Here is a 19,084-nt window from a genome sequence, read left to right on the forward strand (position 1 = left end):
CTGGGGATAGCGCGATCACGCGCGTTTGCTGGTCGAGATGCGCCGGAGCTGCTCGGCTACGCGCAACACCGCCGTCTCATATACATCTTCGCCCCATTCGGGGTCCGCCCGTGCCGGATCTCCCACGAGACCGAGCTCATTGAACTCCTCGAACCGTCGATGCCTGACGGCGGGGTCGGTGCTGAAGAGCGAGGGGTCCGGGAAGACCTCCGAGTCGCCCGCCCCGGGAGCGGGGAGCTCACCGACGAGTTCGGGCCACAGGTGCTGGGAGATCGACGTCTCCAGGGCGCACGCATGACCCAGTGCCCGCCCGCCGAAGCGCTCGATCGCGACGTCCCGCAGGGTCTCGAAATAGGTGAGCCCCCAGGCCGACACGTTCTGCTCGAGCAGGCGCTGCAGAGCGGCGCCCATGGGTGCCCGGTTCCCGCCATGCCCATTGACGAACACCGGCACGAATCCGTCCTCGAACAAGCAGGTCGCGACATCGCAGATCATCCGGATGAAGGTGTCGACGCCGAGGCTCAGCGTCCCCGGGAACGAGCGGTGGTGCACGGAGCATCCTACCGGCAGCGGGTCGGCCAGGAAGGCATCGTCGACGCGCGCGACCGCATCGCGCGCGACGGCGGAGGCGATCCAGATATCCGTCGCCAGCGGCAGGTGCGGCCCGTGCTGCTCGACCGCGCCGATCGGCACGACGACCAGAGACCCCCGGGCCTCCGCGGCCTCGGGACTCGTCAGCGCACCGAACGCGGTGCTCCGTGCATGCTCGGTCATGATCAGCTCAAGTCGAGTGTGAAGGTCTGCACCTCGGTCATCTCCAGAACGGACCACGGCCCGCCCGAGCGACCGATGCCGCTCGCGGCTCCCGCGGCGCCGCCGGCGGGGATCGAGGGCTCCCAATAGGCGCTCGTGTCGTTGATGTTCACGTGGCCCACGCGGAGCGTCTCTCCGAACGCCAGGCCGCGCTCGACATCCCGCGTGAATACGCCGCCGTGCAGGCCGAACCGGCTGGAGTTCAACAGCTCGCGCAGCTCGTCGTCGGTCTCGTAGTGCACGACGGGCGCCACGGGGCCGAAGGTCTCCATGCGGTGCAGATCCGAGCCGGCCGCGACGTTGTCCACCACGGTCGGCAGCACGTAGTTGGCGGTGGGAGCGCCCTCGAGCAGCGCCCCGCCCGTGACGAGGCGAGCGCCCTGCGCGACGGCGTTCTCGACCTGGCCGAGCACGGCCGCGGCGAGCTCGCTGCGGTGCACCGGCCCCATAGTGGTCTCGCGCTCGAACGGGCTGCCGAGCACGAAGCGCTTCGACTGCTCGGCGATCGCGTCGGCGAGCTGCGAGGCGATCGAGGCGTGAGCGAGGATCCGACCGGAGGCCGTGCAGATCTGGCCGGCATTCGCAAAGGATCCGCCCGCGATGCGCGCCGCGGCGAGCTCGATGTCGGCGTCGGCGAACACGACCGTCGGCCCGTTGCCTCCGAGCTCCAGGAAGCTGGGCTTGCCGACGGCCGCGATCTGCACGGCGTTGCCAACCGGGGTCGAGCCGGTGAAGCCGACAGCGTCGACGCCGGGGTGGCCGGCGAGCGCCTGGCCGACCACGGGACCGTCGCCCGTGATGAAGTTGACCGACCCGGGAGGCCAGATCTCGGCGATGATCTTCGCGAGCAGCGCGTGCGTCGAGTTCACCGACGGGGCCCCGATCCACACCATCGAGTTGCCCGCGGCGAGTCCGGGGCCGAGATAATACTGCGTCGCGATGCCGAGCGGGAAGTTCCACGGCGTGAGGATGCCGTAGACGCCGCGCGGGCGACGCACGGTCATGACCCGCTTGCCCGGCGTCGAGACCGGGTAGTGCTGCTCTAGCATCCAGCGCGCCTGCGCGCCCGCATCGGCCATCGCCACAGCACTCGCGCCGATCTCGCCAGGCGCGTCGCCGTAGTAGGTCTTGCCGTGCTCGTTGGCGAGCAGCGCGGCGAACTCATCCGCGTGGGCGCGGATCGCGTCGCCGGTCCGCCGCAGCAGCTCGGCGCGGCCATCGAGCCCTAGCGCCGCGAGGGCGGGCAGCGCGGCGCGCGCGGAAGCGACGGCCCGGTCCACGTCCTCGGGGGATCCGAGCAGGATATCGGAGACCTCCTGCCCCGTGGAGGGCGATGTGTAGATGCGGTGCTCCCGGTCGGGCGCGTACGTTTCGCCGCCGATCACCATCTGCGGATGCTGCAGTTCCAGCGTCATCTTGCGTTCCTTCTCTCAGTGTGACAATTCAGCGGGACGACCGGGCACCGCGGAGGGCGTCGACCGCCCGATCCACGTCCGCGCCGTCCGTGTACAGGTGCGTGCCGAACCGCAGGCGTCCGAGCCGGGCCGCGGCCCGGATCCCCGCCTGCTCGAGCACCTCGCAGATGCTGGCGGCATCGGGGTGCGGGACGGCGGTGATGTGTGAGGGGAGCTCGGACGGTTCGACGGCGAACCCTGCCTCGACAAGTCCCGCGCGCAGCTGCTCCGCCCTCCCGACGGCGTGCGACTCTCGATCGGAGGCGCTGACGGTGCGCAGGAGGTCGAGCCCGGCCTCGGCACCCACCCAGGCCAGCCACGCGGGGCTCTGCGTGACCCCTCGCCCGCCGGGAAAGGGGACCCCCGGCGCGCCGTAGGAACCGCGCAGGTCGTTGTCGGCCATGCCGTAGGGGCTGGCCTCGACCAGGGGGCGCAGATCGAGATCCTCCCTGATGTAGGAGTAGCTGGTGCCGCGCGGCCCTAGGAGTCCCTTGTAGCCGGCGGCGAACACCGCTTGGAACCGCTCGGCGGGCGGCCCGAGCTGCACGATCCCCTCAGACTGGGTGCTGTCCACGATCACGACCGCTCCCGCCGCGTCCGCGGCCTCGACGAGGCGGACGAGGTCGGGCCGCTCGCCGGTCGCCGAAGAGACCGAGGAGATCGCGACGACGCTCACATCGCCGCCGAGCCCATCGATGAACGTGCTCGATGCGTACGGCCCCGACACGGTCGTCACGCGCGGCTCACCGAAAGCGGCGAAGACCGGGAGTGCGAGCGAGCGGAACTCATCGGCGTGCAGCAACACGCGGCCCGGCCGACGCGCGAGCGCCTGAGCGGTCGCGGCGACGGCGGGGACAATCGATGCCCCCGTCCCCACCGCCGCTTCATCGGCTCCGGCGAGGTCGGCCCAACTCTGGCGGCAGCGCCGGACTGATTCCTCCCAGCGCTCGAAGCGCGCCGCCCCGCTCAGCCAGTCGTCGAGCGCGCCGCGCAAGGCCTCGATCGTCGCTCGCGTGGGTGCGCCCATGCTGGGCGTGTCGAAGTACCCCACCGCAGCGCTCCCGAAGCGGTCGCGCACGTCGCACCACCGGCTCATGGCTAGACCAGCTCGACGTCCTCGGGCTGCCCCGACTCCACCGACCGCAGGATCGCGTCGTTGACCGCGACATCGCGCATGGCCTCCTCCACCGAGATGACGAAGGGCAGGTCGTTCTGCACGGCATCGACGAAGTGGGCGAGCTCGGCCGCCAGGTCGCCGCTGATGCGGCCGTTCACTTCGGGCCAGTGGAGGGCGTCGGGCAGGTCGAAGCGGTCCTTGCCATACACCTTCACGCCGTGGTCGCGTACGTCGATCTCGACGATCCCCTCGGTGCCGAACAGCTCGAACCGACCGTCGATGAGCACCGGGGTGTCGACGGGCCGGGTCCACCCGTTGAACAGCTCTCCGACGGCGCCGTTCTCGAGATCGAACACGGAGAGGATCGCGTCCTCCGACTCGACGCCGAGCGACGGCATGAGCTTGCTGACGGCGCGCGAGTACACGCGGGTGATCCGCTGGCCGGTGATCCACTGCACGGCGTCGACGTCGTGGATGCCGACGTAGAAGAGCACGCTCGAGTTGCCGTTCATGCGGGTTCCGACGCCGCGGTCGGCGACACGGCCTGCCTTCAGGTGGAGGGGCTCGCCGATCCGGCCCGCGCGAACGGCCTCGGCTGCGGCGACGTAGCGCGGGTCGTGGCGCATGATCTGGCCGACCAGCAGCCTGGCGCCGCCCTTCTCGGCCGCCGCGGCGATGCGGCGCGCCACCTCGAGTGTGTGCGCCATCGGCTTCTCGAGCAGCACGGGCTTGCCCGCCTCGAGGAGCGCGACGGCCGCGTCCTCGTGCAGCTTGTCCGGCAGCGCGATGACGTACGCGTCGATCGAGTCGTCGGCGAGGGCGTCGGCGACGGAGCCGTAGTGCACGGCGCCGAGCTCATCGGCGACGGCGCGCCCGAGCGTCTCGTTGAGATCCACCACCGCTGCGAGGGTGGCGACCGGGGAGTCCTTGACGGTGCGGGCGTGCATCTTGCCCATGAATCCTGCGCCGACGACGGCGATATTGAAGGACATGTTCAACCTTTCGTGTGAGATCTGGAGATGTTCCGGTCAGGAGGTGCGGCGCTTCTCGAGGAACCGGATCCCCGCGTCGATGATCACCGCGAGGACGATCGTGGCGCCCTTGAAGAAGTCGATGTTCTGGGCGCTCACGCCGATGACGACGAGACTCGTGGAGATCAGGCTGATGATCACGGCGCCCGTGATCGTGCCGATGACCGTGCCCTTGCCGCCGAAGAGGCTCGTGCCGCCGATGATGGTGGCCGCGAAGGCGTCGAGCAGCAGGTTGGTGTTCGCGATGTTCGTGTCGACGATCTGCACCTTCGCGACGAGCAGGATCGCCGTCAGGCCTACTAGCAGACCCGCGAAGATGTACACGAGCAGCGTCTGCCGGATGACCGGAACGCCGCGGGCGATCATCGCCTGGGAGTTGGACCCGATGCCGTAGGTGTAGAGGCCGAAGCGCGACCACCGGGCGAGGCCCGCGACGACGAGGGCGATGGCCACCGCTGCGATCACGAGCAGCGGGACGCCCAGGGGCCGGCCGGAGCCCAGCCCGACGAGGAAGTCGTCGCCGACGATGACGGTGCCCTGCTTACCGAGCAGCAGCACGATGCCCTGCACGCCGGCCATCGTCGCGAGCGTCGCGATGAACGGGGGCATCGCGAACACCGCGATCAGCACGCCGTTGATGGCGCCGAGCGCGACCCCCGCGAGGAGGCCCCAGAGCAGCGAGAGCACGAGCGGCTGCCCCTGCTGCAGGCCCCCGCCGACGACGAGCGCGCACATCGCCACGCCGAAACCCGCCGACAGGTCGAGCCCGCCCGACACGAGCACCCACATCGCCCCCAGCGCGAGCACCAGGATCGGAACCGCGTTGACGAGCACATTGACGAGATTGCCGGGGCTCAGCACCGCCGGACTGATCGACGCGACGATCACGAGCAGCAGCACGAGGAGCAGCAGCGGCGCGAACTTCACGGTCAGGGCCCGCACGCGCGGGCCCGCGGTCGCGTTGCGACCGGGCACTGTGGCGACGGCGGTCATCGCACTACCTCCTGTTCCTCGACTGCGGCGGCGGCGTTCTCAGCTCCGCGTTCGCCGAACGCGTCCTGCATCACCTGCTGTTCGGTGACTCCCCGCGGGTGCTCCGCGACGGTGACCCCGTCGCGGAGGACGATGATCCGGTCCGCGATGCCGAGCACCTCGGGGATCTCGGAGGAAGTCACGACGACGCCCGCGCCTTTGCTCTTCAACTCCATGATGAGCGAGTGGATCTCGGCCTTGGCGCCGACGTCGACGCCGCGGGTCGGGTCGTCGAGCAGGATCAGCTTCGGATCGAGCGCGAGCCACTTCCCGAGCACGACCTTCTGCTGGTTGCCGCCCGACAGATTCTTGATGAGCAGGTTCGGGTTCGACGGTCGCACCCCCATGCGCTGCATCTGCGCGTCGACGAGGCCGCGCTCGGCGCGGCCGCCGACGACGCCGCTCTTCGCGGTTCTCCTGAGCCACAGAAGGCTCATGTTCTCCGCGACGGTCATCTCGGGGAAGATCCCTTCGTCGTGCCGGTCCTCGGGCACGTACGCGAGCCCCGCGTTCGCGAGCGAGTTCAGCGTGCGACCGGCGACCGGCTTCTCGAACACGCTGACGGTGCCTGCTTTGGCACGGTTGAGCCCGGCGATGGCCCGGATGAGTTCGGTGCGGCCGGAGCCCATGAGCCCGACGAGACCGATGACCTCGCCCCGGCGCACCGTGAGCGACGCGTTCACGAGGCGGTGCCCGTCGGCGAGGCCCGAGACCTCGGCCAGGGGAGAGCCGATCTCCGACTCGACGCTCGGGAACACGTCGGCGACATCGCGCCCGACCATCATGCTCACGAGGCCGGCGGAGTCGATCTGCGAGAGCTCCGGCGCGCCGACCACGTGCCCGTCGCGCATGACGACCGCGCGGGAGCAGAGGTGGTAGATCTCGTCCATCTTGTGGGAGATGTAGAGGATCGCGGTGTTGCGCTGCTTCAGCCGTTCGATCAGCTCGTAGAGGTGGTCGCGCTCCCGCGAGGAGAGCGCCGAGGTAGGCTCGTCCATGATCACGAGCCACGCGTCCTCGCGCACCGCGCGCACGATCTCGATCATCTGGCGGTGGCCGACGCTGAGCTCACCGACGACATCGGTGGCCTTGAAGGGCATCTCGAGCTCCTCGAGCAGCTTCGCGGTCTCGCGCTGCATGGCCTTGCGGCGCAGCGGGCCGAAGCCGCCGATGCGGAGCTCCTGTCCGAGGAACATGTTCTGCGAGACGTCGAGCTCGGGGACGAGGCTGAAGTGCTGGTGGATCACCGCGATGCCCGCCTTGCGGGCGTCCTCGGGCCCCGCGAAGGTGACGGGCGCGCCGTCGAGCGCGATGTGGCCCGAGGTCGGCTGGTGGTTGCCGGCGACGACCTTGACGAGGGTCGACTTGCCCGCGCCGTTTTCCCCCATGAGCGCGACGATCTCGCCCGGCCGCACGTCGAAGCTCACGCCCTTCAGCGCCTCGACTCCGGAGAAGGACTTGCGCACGTCGACGATATCGAGTCTCGTGTGCTTCTGGCTCGCGGCGGCTGCGGCCTTGCCGCCCCGCCGATCCGCGAGGGCCCGGAGGGAGTTGAGGAAGAAGGTGACGTTCTCACGGATCTGCACGATCACCTCGCGCTGCGAGACGATCACCGCGACGACCGTCAGGAGACCCGTGTAGACGTAGATCAGCGACTGGTCGACGCCGGCGAACGAGAGGCCGGCCGAGAGCAGCCCGACGAAGATCGAGCCGAGGAACGTCGCGACGATGGACCCGCGGCCGCCCTTGAGGCTCGCTCCGCCGATCACGGCGGCCGTAATGGCCTGGAATTCGAGGTTCAGGCCCGCCATCGGCTGCGCTGAGCCCGCACGCCCGATCGTCAGCAGCGCGCCCACGCCCACCATGAGGCCGAGCGCCATGAAGGCGAGCATCTGCACCGAGCGGCCGGGGACCGCGGAGGCGGAGGCGGCCGAGCCGTTGCCGCCCACCGCGAAGAACCAGCGACCGACGAGCGTGCGGCGCAGGAGGAGGGCGAAGAGCACCAGCGCGATGACGGTGACGATGATGGACCAGGGGATGCCGAACAGCGCCTCCTGGCCGAGGAACACCATGGCCGGGTTCTTCACCGGGACGGCGCTTCCGCCGGAGATGCTGATGGCGGCGCCGCGGGCGAGTGCGAACATGCCGAGCGTCGCCATGAATGCGTTGACCTTGAGCACGGCGACGAGGAAGCCGTTGAAGGCGGAGACCAGCAGCGCGACGGCGAAGATCGTGAGGATCGCGAGGAAGGAGTTGTCTCCGGTCGCCCCGAGCACCTGGGCCCCGAGCACGGAGCAGAGCGCGAGCGAGGAGCCGACGGAGAGGTCGATGCCGCGGACGATGATGACACCGGTCATCCCGAACGCGACCAGCGAGATCACCGCGGTCTGCACGACGATGCTGATGAGGTTGAACGGGGAGAGGAAGCCCTGGTAGAGGGCGCCGAAGAGCACGACGGCGATCACGATCGCCACGATGAGAATCAGTGTCGTACGGCGCTGCTGATCGCGGAGGAATGTCCCGGCGGAGGAGAGTGCGCTCATATCGCGGTGGCCTTTCAAACGGAGAAGAGGCGTGAGAAGGATCGGTATCGCCGGCCGCGTTCGCGCGGCCGGCGATACCCAGGCGGCGTTACTGGCCGACCGTCATGGCGGCGTCGTCCTGGTCGGCGCCGAACTCGGCGACGTAGTCGAGTGCGACGTCCTTGGCTTCCTCGGTCGTGACCGTGTCGATCTCGACGCCCGAGTCGGCGATCTTCTGGGCCGACTCTTCCGAGGAGATGACGTAGGTCGGCATGAAGAGATCAGTGTCGAACTCCGATCCGAGCGCCAGGCGTGCGGCGACCGCGGTGTTCCACGCGCCCACGCGGTGGGAGCCGGTCAGGATGTTCGTCAGCACGCGACCGGAGTCGATGTACTCGTTCACGGACTCGTCGCCGTCGTTCGACACGAACGGGATGTCGAGGCCGGCCTGCTCGACGACCTTGATCGCGGGGAGCGTGAGGCCGTCGGAGATGCTCGCGACCGCGGCGAGGTCGGGGTTGTTCGTGATGACGGTCTGGGTGACCGAGCCCGCTTTCGAGCTGTCGAAGTCGGTCGGCTGGGTAATGACCTCCACTTCGGGGAACTCCTCGGCCATCGTCTTCTCGAAGGCCTCCTGCCGGGTGTCGGAGACGTAGTTGCCGACCGAGCCGATCAGGAAGAGCACCTTGCCCTTGCCGTCAATCGCGTTGCCGAGGATGCGAGCCTGCTGGACCCAGTTGTCGTAATCGGGGTAGAGCGTGTTGTGGTTCGCGTCGCCGCCGACCTTGTTGCCCATCGTGATGACGTCGATGCCGGCGTCGGTGGCCTTGTCGATGACATCGACGAGTGCGTCGGCGTTGACCGGGTCGATGAGGATCGCGTCCTTGCCCTGCGCGATGAAGTTCTCGATCGTCGAGATCTGCTTCTCGATCGAGCCGTCGACGCTCTGCCAGGTCACCTCGACGCCGTAGTCATCGGCGATGTCCTCGGAGGCCTGCTGCATCTGCACGAAGAAGGGCAGCGAGAGGTTGATCTCGGCGACGCCGATCTGGGGCGTGTCGCCCGAGCCGCCCCCGCCGTCACCATCGTTCGAGCCACCCTGACCACCGCTGCAGCCGGTCAGCATCAGGGCCGCTACAGCCGCACCAGCTATCACACCGGTTATCCGTCGACGCGCCGTTGACATCCACATATTCTCTCCAGACTCTGGCCTGCCCGCGCCGAGGACCCTCCGCCGACGCGGTCTCCTTCCATAGCTCTGCGCCATATTTTGGAAGGTTCTTCCAGATAGTACAGATCCACTCTAATGAGCGCAAGGGCGGACTTCCCGCGAAGATGGTCGACCCACAGGTCATCACCCCGGGGCGGCAGGCGCCGCCTCCTCGAGGGCCCGCTCATTCGAGGGCATGCGCGCCGACATCGGCGCCCGCGTGACCGAGTCGCCCTTCATCGCCGAGCTCGAGGCCTCCTCCCGCAACCGCGTCCTCCGCAGAGGCTCCCCGGCGGTCGCCCTCGCCCGCAAGCGGTGCTCCTGCGGCGCGGTCCTCGGGGTTCTCCCGGGTTTCCCCAACATGACTCCGGGTTTCCCCCGATGCCCTTTGCGCCTCACCGTTCACACGCTAGCCTGTGAGACATGAGCGCTCTGAGACTCGAAGAACTTTCCGCTGCGACCATCGTCGCCGTGAACACGCTCGGCCTGAAGCCCGGCCAGGAGCAGTTCATCACTCCCGTCTCCTACGCGGCAGCGGCCGCCGTCACCCCGGCGCACACCGCGTGGCAGCGCGTGGTGCTCGACGGCGATCGAGTGGTGGGGTTCATCCACGGCAACTTCGATCCCGACGCTCCGCAGGAGGAGTTCCGCGCGGCGCTGTGGCGCATCAACGTCGATGCCGAGGCGCAAGGAATGGGCGTGGGCACCTTCGCGGTGAACGCGCTCGTCGAGGAGGCGCGCCGTCGCGGCGTCGAACGCCTCACCGTGCTCTGGGAGCCGGGTGAGGACGGGCCGGAGGGCTTCTTCCTCCACATGGGCTTCAAGCCGATCGATGAGACGCCCTACGGCGAGGTCGTCGGCGCAATCGACCTCGCAGATTGACCGGGCCGCTCCGCCCGGGCCCGCTCGGCTCGGGCGGGCGCGGTATCGCCGTCTCCGTCGCGTCGTCGGTGCTGTTCGGAGGCATCTACTTCGCCACCCCGTGGCTCGCCCCGGCTTCGGCCGAGTCCATCTGGGCGCTCCGAGATCTCATCACCATCCCGGTGATCGCGCTCGCGCTCGTGGTGATCCGCCAGGGGCATCTCATCACCGAGATCGGGAGCCGCATTCGTCGCAACCCGCTGCTGCTGCTCGGGATCCTGGCCTGCGGCGCGCTCATCGCCGCGCAGCTCTGGGTGTTCAGCTGGGCGCCCCTGCACGGCCGCGGCATGCAGGTGGCGCTCGGCTACTTCCTACTGCCGCTCGTGCTCGTGGTCCTCGGGCGTTTCCTGTACAAGGATCACTTGGCGTGGTGGCAGTGGCTTGCCGCGGGCATCGCCGCGCTGGGCGTCGGCTTCGAGCTGATCCGGGTGGGCGGAGTCTCGTGGGAGACGCTGCTCGTCGCGCTCGGATACCCCGTGTACTTCGTGCTGCGGCGCGCGCTCGGGATCGCCCACCTGGGCGGCATGTTCTGGGAATTTGCGGCGCTCGCCCCGGTGGCCGCCGTGCTTCTCGTGCTCGAGGTCGTCGACGGCGGAGCCCTCGCGGCGAATCCGGCGCTGCGGTGGGCCGGGCCCCTGTTCGCCGTGGCATCGGGGGTTGCGCTCATGTTCTACATCGCCGCTTCGCGGTTGCTCACGATGAGCCTCTTCGGCCTGCTGGGCTATCTCGAGCCGGCACTGCTGATGGTGGCGGCGATGCTGAACGGCGAGCGGATCGCGGCCGGCGAGGCCGTCATCTACGGGGCGATCTGGGTGGCGGTGCTGGTGCTGGTCGCGGGCGGGATCGCGCAGCTCCGCCCACGTCGAGGGCCGCGATCCGCCGCGTGACGCCGCTTCCCCCTCGAGATACGGATATTGCACGCCGGATTGCGCTCGTGGGTGCGAAATCCGTATCTCGACGGGGGGGATCCAGGAGCGGGGCTGGGCCGGGCGGGGCAAGCTGGGGGCCGGGGCGGAGGGATGGAGGCTGGGCTGGGCAAGCTCGGCTGGGCAAGCTGGGCTGGCGCTGGCGCTGGCGCTGGGCCGGGGGCCAGGCCTGTCCACAGCCGACGCCGCGCGATTCATCCCGTCGCGAAACACAGTGAGTCGAGGGGGCTTCCCGTGTATGGTTCTCGCATGAGCGAAGCGATAGACGCCGCCTGCGAGCACCACACCCACGGCTACATCGAGCACAAGGACGAGCTGCTGAAGCGGTTGCGGCGCGCCGAAGGACAGGTGCGGGGCGTGCACCGCATGGTCGAGAACGATGACTACTGCATCGACATCCTCACCCAGGTCTCCGCGGCGACGAAAGCGCTCGAGCGAGTCGCCCTCGCCCTCCTCGACGATCACCTCGCGCACTGCGTCGCGTCGGCGGCGGCCGAGGGCGGAGAGGTCGCGGCGGAGAAGCTGCACGAGGCCTCCGCGGCGATCGCTCGACTCGTGCGCTGAACCGGCCGAGCGAAGAAGCTCCGCGGCAGTCGGTTCACTTCGGCAGGCTCAGGGAGCAGAGATCGCAGCCGTCAGCGAGCGGAGATCCTTATCCCTGACGCAGTGCTGTCACCGCTCGCATCGATGCTCGGAGGCGGATCGTGCGGCCCCTCGGTCCCTGCGCCATTCGCGCCCGCGTCGGCACCGGCATCGCTCGCGTCGCCCGATCCCCCGGCATCCGCCGTCCCCTCGGCCCCAGCACCGGAGCCGTCCGCGCCGGCTCCCGCAGCGCCCGCATCCGCGGTACCTGCAGCCCCGGCGCCGGAGTCGTCCGGCGGGGGCGGCTCGGTGGTCGGCGGCGGAACGTACGAGTTGGCCTCCGCCTCGGCCCGGGCCTGAGCTTCCGCCTCGGCCTCGGCCTGCAGTCGCTCCTGCTCGTCGATCACCGCTGCGGTCGCCTGCACGAACGCCTCGACACGTCCAAGGAGGAGCATGGAGCGGAGCGGATCATTCAACTCGACTCGAGTGGCGCCTTCGGTTCCCTCGGGCACCTCGGAGGCCAGCACCAGCGTCGCATCCGAGAGGCGCATGAACTCCTTCGAATCCACCGCCTTCGACGCCGAATCCGCCGCTGCGGTCATCGTCGCGTTCAGTTCCACCAGCGTCGGCTGATCCAGTTCCTCGACGGGCAGCTTGGCAGCCGTCGTCGCCGCGAGTTCGGGAGCCCCGAGAGCGATCTCCTCGGCCGTCGAGAGGGATCTCGTCGTCGTCGCCTGGAGCTTCTCGAGAGCGGCGGTGCGCCTCGTCATCCGATCCTCGAGGTCTTCGAGATCCTTCCGATCCCCCGAGATCTGCCGCTTCACGCGGTCGACCGCCTCGAGCGTGACCGTCTTCTCGGCCTGCACCGGATCAGGCGTCTCGGCTTCCACTCCGGCGAGACTGCCCGCCACCATCGGCGAGACCGCGAACCACGAGACCGGCACCGAGGCCGGATCCTGCTGCAGGGTGCGCTCCACGTTGCGCAGCAGCATGGGGGGCACCTTTGCGGGCTGCTGCGGCAGTACCTCGGTGAGCTCCGTCGCCGCGCTCGTCAATGCCGCGACCTGCGCCTCGGGCAGCACACCGGCGCTCGACGATGCCAGAGCCTTGAGCCGCGCCGCGAGCGTCTTCGCCTCTTCCTGCTGCAGATGCAGCAGCACCGCCGTGGACTCGAGATCGGCCTCGGTGTCGCTGATACCGCTCTGCAGGTCTGCAGCCTCAGCGACGAAGTCGTCATAGCGGGTGGCTTCATCGAGGTACACGATCTGAGGCGCCGCGATCCCCACCGTGATCAGCACCACGGCGAGCGCCCCGAGCGATGCCATGAGCACACGATTGGTGCGAGTGCTCGAGCGCTGACTGCGGGCGGGGATCCATGCCGGAGGGTCGCCGATAGCACCCGCGGCAGAAACAGGCTCTGCCGGGTCGCTCTCGTTCTTCACGTCCATACCACTCACACTGAGAATCCACGCGCCGCCGCGGCAGCCGAAACAAGAACCCAGTGTAACTCAGCGGAGGGCCGCCCGGCACGCGCGCATGCTCTGTTTCAGGGGAGTAACATAGGAACCTATGTACCGCGACTTCTCGGAACCAGACTCTCGGCCGCGGTGCAGAGAGGCGCTTCGGGGGAGGTGACGTGACCGCAAAGGCACCGCAGTGGGAGCGCCGCTACTCGCGCAAGCTCCTCTGGACCGACACCTGCGTGGTGATCTTCACCGTCTTCATCAGCCAGGTTCTCAGCCTGCTCTACCTCGCGCCGGTGCAGGACGCGCCGCCCTCCATCCTCAGCCGGGTCGAATTCTCCCTGGTGCTCTGCGCGGGCTGGCTGCTCGCACTCGCGTTCTACGACTCCCGCAATCCCACTGTCTTCGGTACCGGACCCGAAGAGTACAAGCGGCTCTTCAACGCCACGATCGTCACGTTCGGCGTATCCGCTCTGATCATGCTGCTCTTCGATCCGATCGAACTGCGCCGCGACTCCATCTACATCGCGCTGCCCGTGGGCCTGGTGCTGCTGGTGCTCGGGCGGTGGATCTGGCGCAAGCGCCTCCATCAGCAGCGTCGCCGACGCAAGAACACCTACCGCACCCTCGTCGTCGGCGATGAGGATCACGCCGCGCCGCTGGTGCGCCAGCTGCGCTCGAACATCATCGTCGGCTTCGAACTCGTCGGCGCGGTATCCAGCTCGCCGGTGGGTTCGGAGCTGGTCAAGGGCCTCGAGGTCGTCGGCGACTACGACCAGCTCATGCAGGCGATCGAGGCGCACGACGCCGACACGCTGATCATCGCCGGCGGTGCGGCGCTGCCGCCCCAGCGCATCCGCGCAATCGGGTGGGAGCTCGAGGGGCGCAACGTCGACCTGATCGTGGCCTCCTCCCTCACCGACATCGCGGGCCCCCGCATCCACATCCGCCCCGTGTCGGGCCTTCCGCTGATCCACGTCGAGTCACCCCAGTTCACGGGGTGGCGCTACTACGCGAAACAGCTCTTCGACCTGTTCGTCACGCTGCTGATCCTCCCCCTCGCACTGCTCGTGATGGGTGTGATGGCGATCCTGATCAGGATCGACAGCCCCGGTCCCATCATCTTCCGCCAGACCCGCCTCGGCCTCAACGGCACCCCGTTCACCATGTTCAAGCTGCGCTCCATGAAGCAGAACGCCGAGGACGAGCTGCCCGGCATGCTCGATGCCTCCGAGGGCAACGGGGTGCTGTTCAAGCTCAAGTCGGATCCGCGGGTCACCCGCATCGGCAGGTTCATGCGCCGCCACAGCATCGACGAGCTGCCCCAGCTCTTCAACGTGCTCCGCGGCGAGATGTCGCTGGTGGGCCCCCGGCCGCCGCTGCCCGCCGAGGCCGACCAGTACTCGCGGTGGGCGAACCGGCGCCTGCTCGTGCGGCCGGGCGTCAGCGGGCTCTGGCAGGTGAGCGGTCGCAGCGACCTCTCATGGGACGAGAGCATCCGCCTCGACCTCTTCTACGTCGAGAACTGGTCGATCACGGGTGACCTGCTGATCCTGTGGCGCACGTTCCGCACTGTTCTCAAACCCCGAGGGGCCTACTAGATGTCGACCGGAATCAAGGTTGCCGCGCACTACTTCATCGCAGTGGTGTTCGGTGCCATCTACGCGGTGCTGAAGCTCGTGACGCGGGTCGACCCCTGCAAAATCACGTTCCTGAGCCGCCACTCCGACGGCATCACGCGCGATTTCCGCATGCTCATCCAGGAGCTCGAACGGCGGGATCCGAATATCGTGATCGCCACCGTCTCGAGCCGCTTCGAGGGGAACCCGAGGGCGGCGCTCCGTTTCGGCTTCGCGTCGCTGCGCAGCCTGTACCACCTGGCCACGACGAAGGTGTGCGTGCTCGACTCGTACTGGCCCGCAGTGTCGTCTCTGCGGCACCGCCCCGAGCTCGTGGTCTTCCAGGCCTGGCACTCGCTGGGCAAGATCAAGCAGTCGGGCCGGCAGACCCTCGACCGGGAGCAGGGCCGCTCGCAGAAGCTGGCGCATTCGATGCGCATCCATGAAGGCTACGACTGGGTCATCGCGGGCGGCAAGGCCTGGAACCCCTTCTACTGCGCCTCCTTCGGCGTCGACGAGTCGAAGCTGCTGAACATCGGGCTGCCCCGGGCCGACTACCTCGTCAATCACCGTCAGCAGATCGCCCGCCGCGTGCTCAAGAGCCACCCCGAGCTGGCGCAGAAGCCCACCATCCTCTACGCCCCCACGTTCCGGCGCGGCAGCGGCCCCGACACCGGCGCGCGGGATCTGGCGGCCGCGATCGACCGCGATCGCTTCACCCTCATCGTGCACGGGCACAAGGACGGCAACCTGCTCATGCCCGACGGCGAGTACGTCACATGCCCCGGTTTCACCGGGCCCGAGCTGCTCACCGTGGCCGAGTACCTCGTCACCGACTACTCGGCGATCGCCGTCGAGGCCGCGCTCATCGACGTGAAAACCCTCTACTATGTACACGACCATGATGAGTACCTGGCCACGAACGGGCTGAACATCGATCTGTTCGAGGAGATGCCCGGGTGCGTCTCGGAGAGCGCGGAGGAGATCGCCCGGGTGATAGACGGCGAGTACCCCATGGATGCGCTGCGCGCGTACCAGGCGAAGTTCATCTTCGACAGCCCCGGTCGCTCGACTGAGAATCTCGTCGACTGCTTCTTCGAGAAGGGCGGCCTATGCACCCGCTGATCAAGCGGAACGTGAAGCGGGCGAAGCTCGTCTACCTGTGGATCACCCGCATCCTGCTCGCCAAGAGCCACCTCAAGGTGCCGCTGCACACCCGCCTGCGCTACGCGATCTTCGGCGGTTTCGTCGCCGATCAGTACGTGCTCTACGACCTCAAGCGCAACTCGCGGCACGAGTACCTCTCGGAGTTCGACTGGTACCGCTCGCGGTGGATCAACGAGCCCTTCGACTCGATGCTCAACAACAAGATCGTGTGCAACGAGGTGCTCGAGGATCACGTCGACGTGCCGCCGATCCTGTTCGTGAAGAACAAGGGGCGGCTCTTCTCGACCGACCGGCCCGAGTCGAAGCGGCCGATCTCCGAGGTCGTCGCGTCGCTGCGCGAGCACGGGGCGATGTTCTTGAAGCCCCTCGGCTCGGGCAAGGGCAAGGGCGTGCACCGCCTCGACGCCGCGGACGGCGGCTTCATGATCGACCGCCGCCCCGCCACCGAGCGGGAGGTGATCGCCTTCCTCGAGGATCAGGACGGCTGGTTCCTGTCCCTCGGCGTGGAGCAGCACCCCGTGCTCTCGACGATCTTCCCGGAGACCACGAACACTGTCCGCCTCATCACGATGCGGGATCCCGAAACCGGCGCCGCCCGCGTGTTCTTCGCCGTGCTGCGGATCGGCACGGCCGCGACCATCCCCGTCGACAACGGCAGCCGCGGCGGCCTCGTCTCGCTGATCGACCTCGAGGAGGGCACGCTGAGCGCGGCTCGACCGCTGTGGGCGCCGGGCGAGTTCAGCACGCACCCGGATTCGGGCGAGCGGATCGAGGGGGTCGAGCTGCCCGGCTGGAGGATCGCGAAGCAGCGCATCCTCGATGTCGCCGGCCGGTTCCCCTATCTCCAGTTCGTGGCCTGGGACGTGCTGCTCACCGAGCAGGGACCCTGCGTGATCGAGGCGAACACCTCCTCGGGCGTGAACATCATTCAGATGTGGGGCGCGCAGCGGCAGGGCGAGCTCGGCGACTTCTATCGCGCCCACGGGGTGATCGAGTGAGCGTGACGCGCTACGTGATCATGGCGAACGGCCGCGGGATGCGCTGGGGCGGGCATCTCGGAATCCCGAAGCACCTCATCACGGTCGACGACGAGACGCTGCTGCAGCGCCTCGTGCGGCAGATCGCGGATCACGCGGATGATCCCGACATCGTCATCTCGTCGAGCGATCCGCGCTACGACACACCGGGGGCCCGGCGCCACGAGCCCGTGACGAACGAGCTGGAGATCGACCGGTTCCCTCCCGAGCTCATCACGGAGCCGGTCTGCTTCCTCTACGGCGACACCTACTACACGGATCGCGCGATGGCGCGCATCGTGGAGCCGGAGCATGAGGAGGATTCGCCGCTGCGCTTCTACGGTGACGAGCGCTCGATCGTGGCGGTGAAGGCGCGCGAACCCGAGGCGATGCTCACCCACATCAGGCGTGTTCGCGAGCTGTACCTCGCCGGCAAGATCGCGTCGTGCATCGGCTGGCACGTCTACCACTCGTTCACCGGTCTGCCCTTCGAGGGCAACCAGATCGGGCGGCACTTCGAGCGCCTCGACGGCGAGACCGCAGGCTTCAACAAGCCCGACGACCTCAAGGCGTTCAGGCGCAACTACGACCTGCTCAGCGCGGGAGCCGAGCGCGTCATCGACTACGAAGCGGGAACACCATGAGGAGTTCACAGCCCGCTCCGATCAGACGATAACGTTGAAGACGTGCAGAAGTTGAAGCGGGCGAAGCGGTACATCGACGAAGTGAGCCGGGAGACCGGCTGGTCCCGAGCACAGGCGGCCGCGCGTATGCTGCGCGCGAAGCGCGAGCACGGCATCGGTCTCCGCCGCTACGTCGAGGAGCGCCTCTACCTCGTGCCGCAGAATCGGCTCTCCGAGCACCGCGTGAAGCGCAACGCCCAGATCGCGTTCGTCGCGAAGCGACGGGGCATCGGCTATGAGGAAGCCCGCGAGGTCATGGATCGCGCCCGAGACGAATACGGTGTGAGCTACCGGGAGTTCGTGCGGCGGAACCTCTGGAAGTTCAAGACCGCGGCCGACCTCGACAAGCGCCTCGAGCGCATCAGAGCACAGGATCGGCGCTTCGTCGAAGAGGTCTGCAACGAGACCGGCTGGTCGTTCGAAGAGGCCGAGCGGAAGATGCTCGAGACGAAGAAGCGATGGCCCGCTGTGACCTTCCGCAAGTACGCCGCCTTCAACTTCCACGGCATGACCGACGATGAGATCGACGCTCGCGTGTGGCAGTGGATCGAGACCTCCTCCGAGAACCGCCGTCGGGTGATGCAGGAGTCGGGCTGGACCGCCGAGCAGGTGCGTGCTCACATGACCCGGTTCGAGGCCGAATTCGGGGTGATCCCCGCCTACTACATGTGCTTCCGCGGCTGGGAGCTCAGCGATGAGCAGATCGAGAGCTACGCGACGGTGGCGCACTCGCAGCGTCTGAGCACCGCGTACAACGATCCAGCCGATCTCGCGATGGCCCGCGACAAGGAACGCTTCGACGAGGTGTTCCGCGACTTCTTGAATCGTCAATTCTGGTCGAATGCCGAAGGCGCGACGTTCGAGTCGTTCTCGGAGTTCGCCCAGGGCCTCGATGCCATCTTCTGCAAGCTGCTCCGGTCGGGCGGCGGCGTCGGCGCGTTCAAGGTCGAACTGCCCGGCGATGAGGCGGGCCTGCGCAGGGTGTACGACGATCTCATGGCGAAGCCGCGCATGCTGGTCGAGGAGGTGCTGCAGCAGCACCCCGAGATGGCGGAGTTCTACCCGGGTTCGATCAACACCATCAGGGTCGTGATGATCGAGGACGAGGGGCGGATCAGGATCATCTCGACGGGCATCCAGTTCGGGCACCGCGAGGTGACCGACAACTTCACGAATGACGGGATGGTCTGCGCCGTCGACACCGATTCGGGCACGGTACTCACCCCGGCCGTCGACAAGGACGGTGCGGTCTACGAGACCCACCCCGTCTCGGGCAAGCGGTTCGAGGGGTTCCGGGTGCCGAACTGGGATCTCGTGCTCGACACCGCGAAGCGGGCCATGGGCGTGCGCGAGGGCCTCAGATATGTGGGGTGGGACATCGCGATCCAGAACGACAAGGTCAGCATTCTCGAGGCCAACACCGTGCCCGACCCGGTGCTGCTGCAAGCCGCCTACGCTCCGCAGAAGGAGGGGAAGCGCTATCTGTACGACCCCTTCCTGCAGAAGATCTAGAGCGCGCCGAGCAGGG

At 68.1% G+C, this 19,084-nt stretch carries 16 protein-coding genes; 8 read left to right on the top strand and 8 right to left on the bottom strand.

Annotation, left to right across the window (positions count from 1 at the left end; genetic code table 11):
* Positions 1-15 precede the first annotated feature (15 nt).
* The 7 genes from AC0KXF_RS14005 to AC0KXF_RS14035 form a co-directional block, all read right to left on the bottom strand.
* Positions 16-774, bottom strand: a complete 759-nt coding sequence (locus AC0KXF_RS14005) for a creatininase family protein (RefSeq protein WP_473109761.1) — start codon at positions 772-774, stop codon at positions 16-18.
* A 2-nt stretch (positions 775-776) separates the two neighbouring features.
* Positions 777-2,228 carry an aldehyde dehydrogenase family protein gene (locus tag AC0KXF_RS14010; RefSeq protein ID WP_473109762.1) on the bottom strand — a complete coding sequence of 484 codons (1,452 nt, stop codon included), beginning with the start codon at positions 2,226-2,228 and terminating at the stop codon, positions 777-779.
* Positions 2,229-2,256: 28 nt separating this feature from the next.
* On the bottom strand, positions 2,257-3,363 hold the full coding sequence (locus AC0KXF_RS14015) for an aminotransferase class V-fold PLP-dependent enzyme (RefSeq protein ID WP_473109763.1): 1,107 nt from the start codon (positions 3,361-3,363) through the stop codon (positions 2,257-2,259).
* Positions 3,364-3,365: 2 nt separating this feature from the next.
* Entirely contained in the window at positions 3,366-4,376 is a 1,011-nt protein-coding gene (locus tag AC0KXF_RS14020) for a Gfo/Idh/MocA family protein (RefSeq protein WP_473109764.1), read from the bottom strand.
* 36 nt (positions 4,377-4,412) lie between these two features.
* Entirely contained in the window at positions 4,413-5,408 is a 996-nt protein-coding gene (locus AC0KXF_RS14025) for an ABC transporter permease (RefSeq protein WP_473109765.1), read from the bottom strand.
* The gene (locus tag AC0KXF_RS14030; RefSeq protein ID WP_473109766.1) at positions 5,405-7,990 is read right to left on the bottom strand and encodes an ATP-binding cassette domain-containing protein; all 2,586 of its coding nucleotides are present in this window, start codon (positions 7,988-7,990) and stop codon (positions 5,405-5,407) included. The genes AC0KXF_RS14025 and AC0KXF_RS14030 overlap by 4 nt, the downstream gene beginning before the upstream one ends.
* 88 nt (positions 7,991-8,078) lie before the next feature.
* Entirely contained in the window at positions 8,079-9,155 is a 1,077-nt protein-coding gene (locus AC0KXF_RS14035; RefSeq protein ID WP_473109767.1) for a sugar ABC transporter substrate-binding protein, read from the bottom strand.
* Between the two features lie 447 nt (positions 9,156-9,602).
* Between AC0KXF_RS14035 and AC0KXF_RS14040 the strand changes: the two genes are divergently transcribed.
* The 3 genes from AC0KXF_RS14040 (at position 9,603) to AC0KXF_RS14050 (ending at position 11,590) form a co-directional block, all read left to right on the top strand.
* Entirely contained in the window at positions 9,603-10,061 is a 459-nt protein-coding gene (locus AC0KXF_RS14040; protein ID WP_223044911.1) for a GNAT family N-acetyltransferase, read from the top strand.
* The gene (rarD, locus tag AC0KXF_RS14045) at positions 10,058-10,987 is read left to right on the top strand and encodes an EamA family transporter RarD (RefSeq protein ID WP_473109768.1); all 930 of its coding nucleotides are present in this window, start codon (positions 10,058-10,060) and stop codon (positions 10,985-10,987) included. The genes AC0KXF_RS14040 and rarD overlap by 4 nt, the downstream gene beginning before the upstream one ends.
* Before the next feature lie 288 nt (positions 10,988-11,275).
* On the top strand, positions 11,276-11,590 hold the full coding sequence (locus AC0KXF_RS14050) for a metal-sensitive transcriptional regulator (RefSeq protein ID WP_473109769.1): 315 nt from the start codon (positions 11,276-11,278) through the stop codon (positions 11,588-11,590).
* A gap of 71 nt (positions 11,591-11,661) precedes the next feature.
* On the opposite strand, the gene AC0KXF_RS14055 is transcribed toward AC0KXF_RS14050, so the two are convergent.
* The gene (locus tag AC0KXF_RS14055) at positions 11,662-13,056 is read right to left on the bottom strand and encodes a hypothetical protein (protein ID WP_473109770.1); all 1,395 of its coding nucleotides are present in this window, start codon (positions 13,054-13,056) and stop codon (positions 11,662-11,664) included.
* 188 nt (positions 13,057-13,244) lie between these two features.
* On the opposite strand from AC0KXF_RS14055, the gene AC0KXF_RS14060 reads away from it, so the two are divergent.
* Genes AC0KXF_RS14060 through AC0KXF_RS14080 form a run of 5 tightly spaced genes read left to right on the top strand, consistent with a single transcriptional unit; the run spans position 13,245 to position 19,068 of the window.
* Positions 13,245-14,672: a sugar transferase gene (locus AC0KXF_RS14060; protein ID WP_473109771.1), complete on the top strand. Its 1,428-nt coding sequence runs from the start codon at positions 13,245-13,247 to the stop codon at positions 14,670-14,672.
* Positions 14,673-15,815: a CDP-glycerol glycerophosphotransferase family protein gene (locus tag AC0KXF_RS14065; protein WP_473109772.1), complete on the top strand. Its 1,143-nt coding sequence runs from the start codon at positions 14,673-14,675 to the stop codon at positions 15,813-15,815.
* Positions 15,803-16,855: a sugar-transfer associated ATP-grasp domain-containing protein gene (locus tag AC0KXF_RS14070; protein ID WP_473109773.1), complete on the top strand. Its 1,053-nt coding sequence runs from the start codon at positions 15,803-15,805 to the stop codon at positions 16,853-16,855. The genes AC0KXF_RS14065 and AC0KXF_RS14070 overlap by 13 nt, the downstream gene beginning before the upstream one ends.
* A 2-nt stretch (positions 16,856-16,857) precedes the next feature.
* Entirely contained in the window at positions 16,858-17,517 is a 660-nt protein-coding gene (locus AC0KXF_RS14075) for a hypothetical protein (protein ID WP_473110078.1), read from the top strand.
* Between the two features lie 42 nt (positions 17,518-17,559).
* Complete coding sequence (locus AC0KXF_RS14080) at positions 17,560-19,068, top strand: sugar-transfer associated ATP-grasp domain-containing protein (protein WP_473109775.1); 1,509 nt, start codon at positions 17,560-17,562, stop codon at positions 19,066-19,068.
* The last annotated feature ends 16 nt before the right edge of the window (positions 19,069-19,084 follow it).

The sequence above is a fragment of the Leucobacter holotrichiae genome (genome assembly GCF_055791005.1).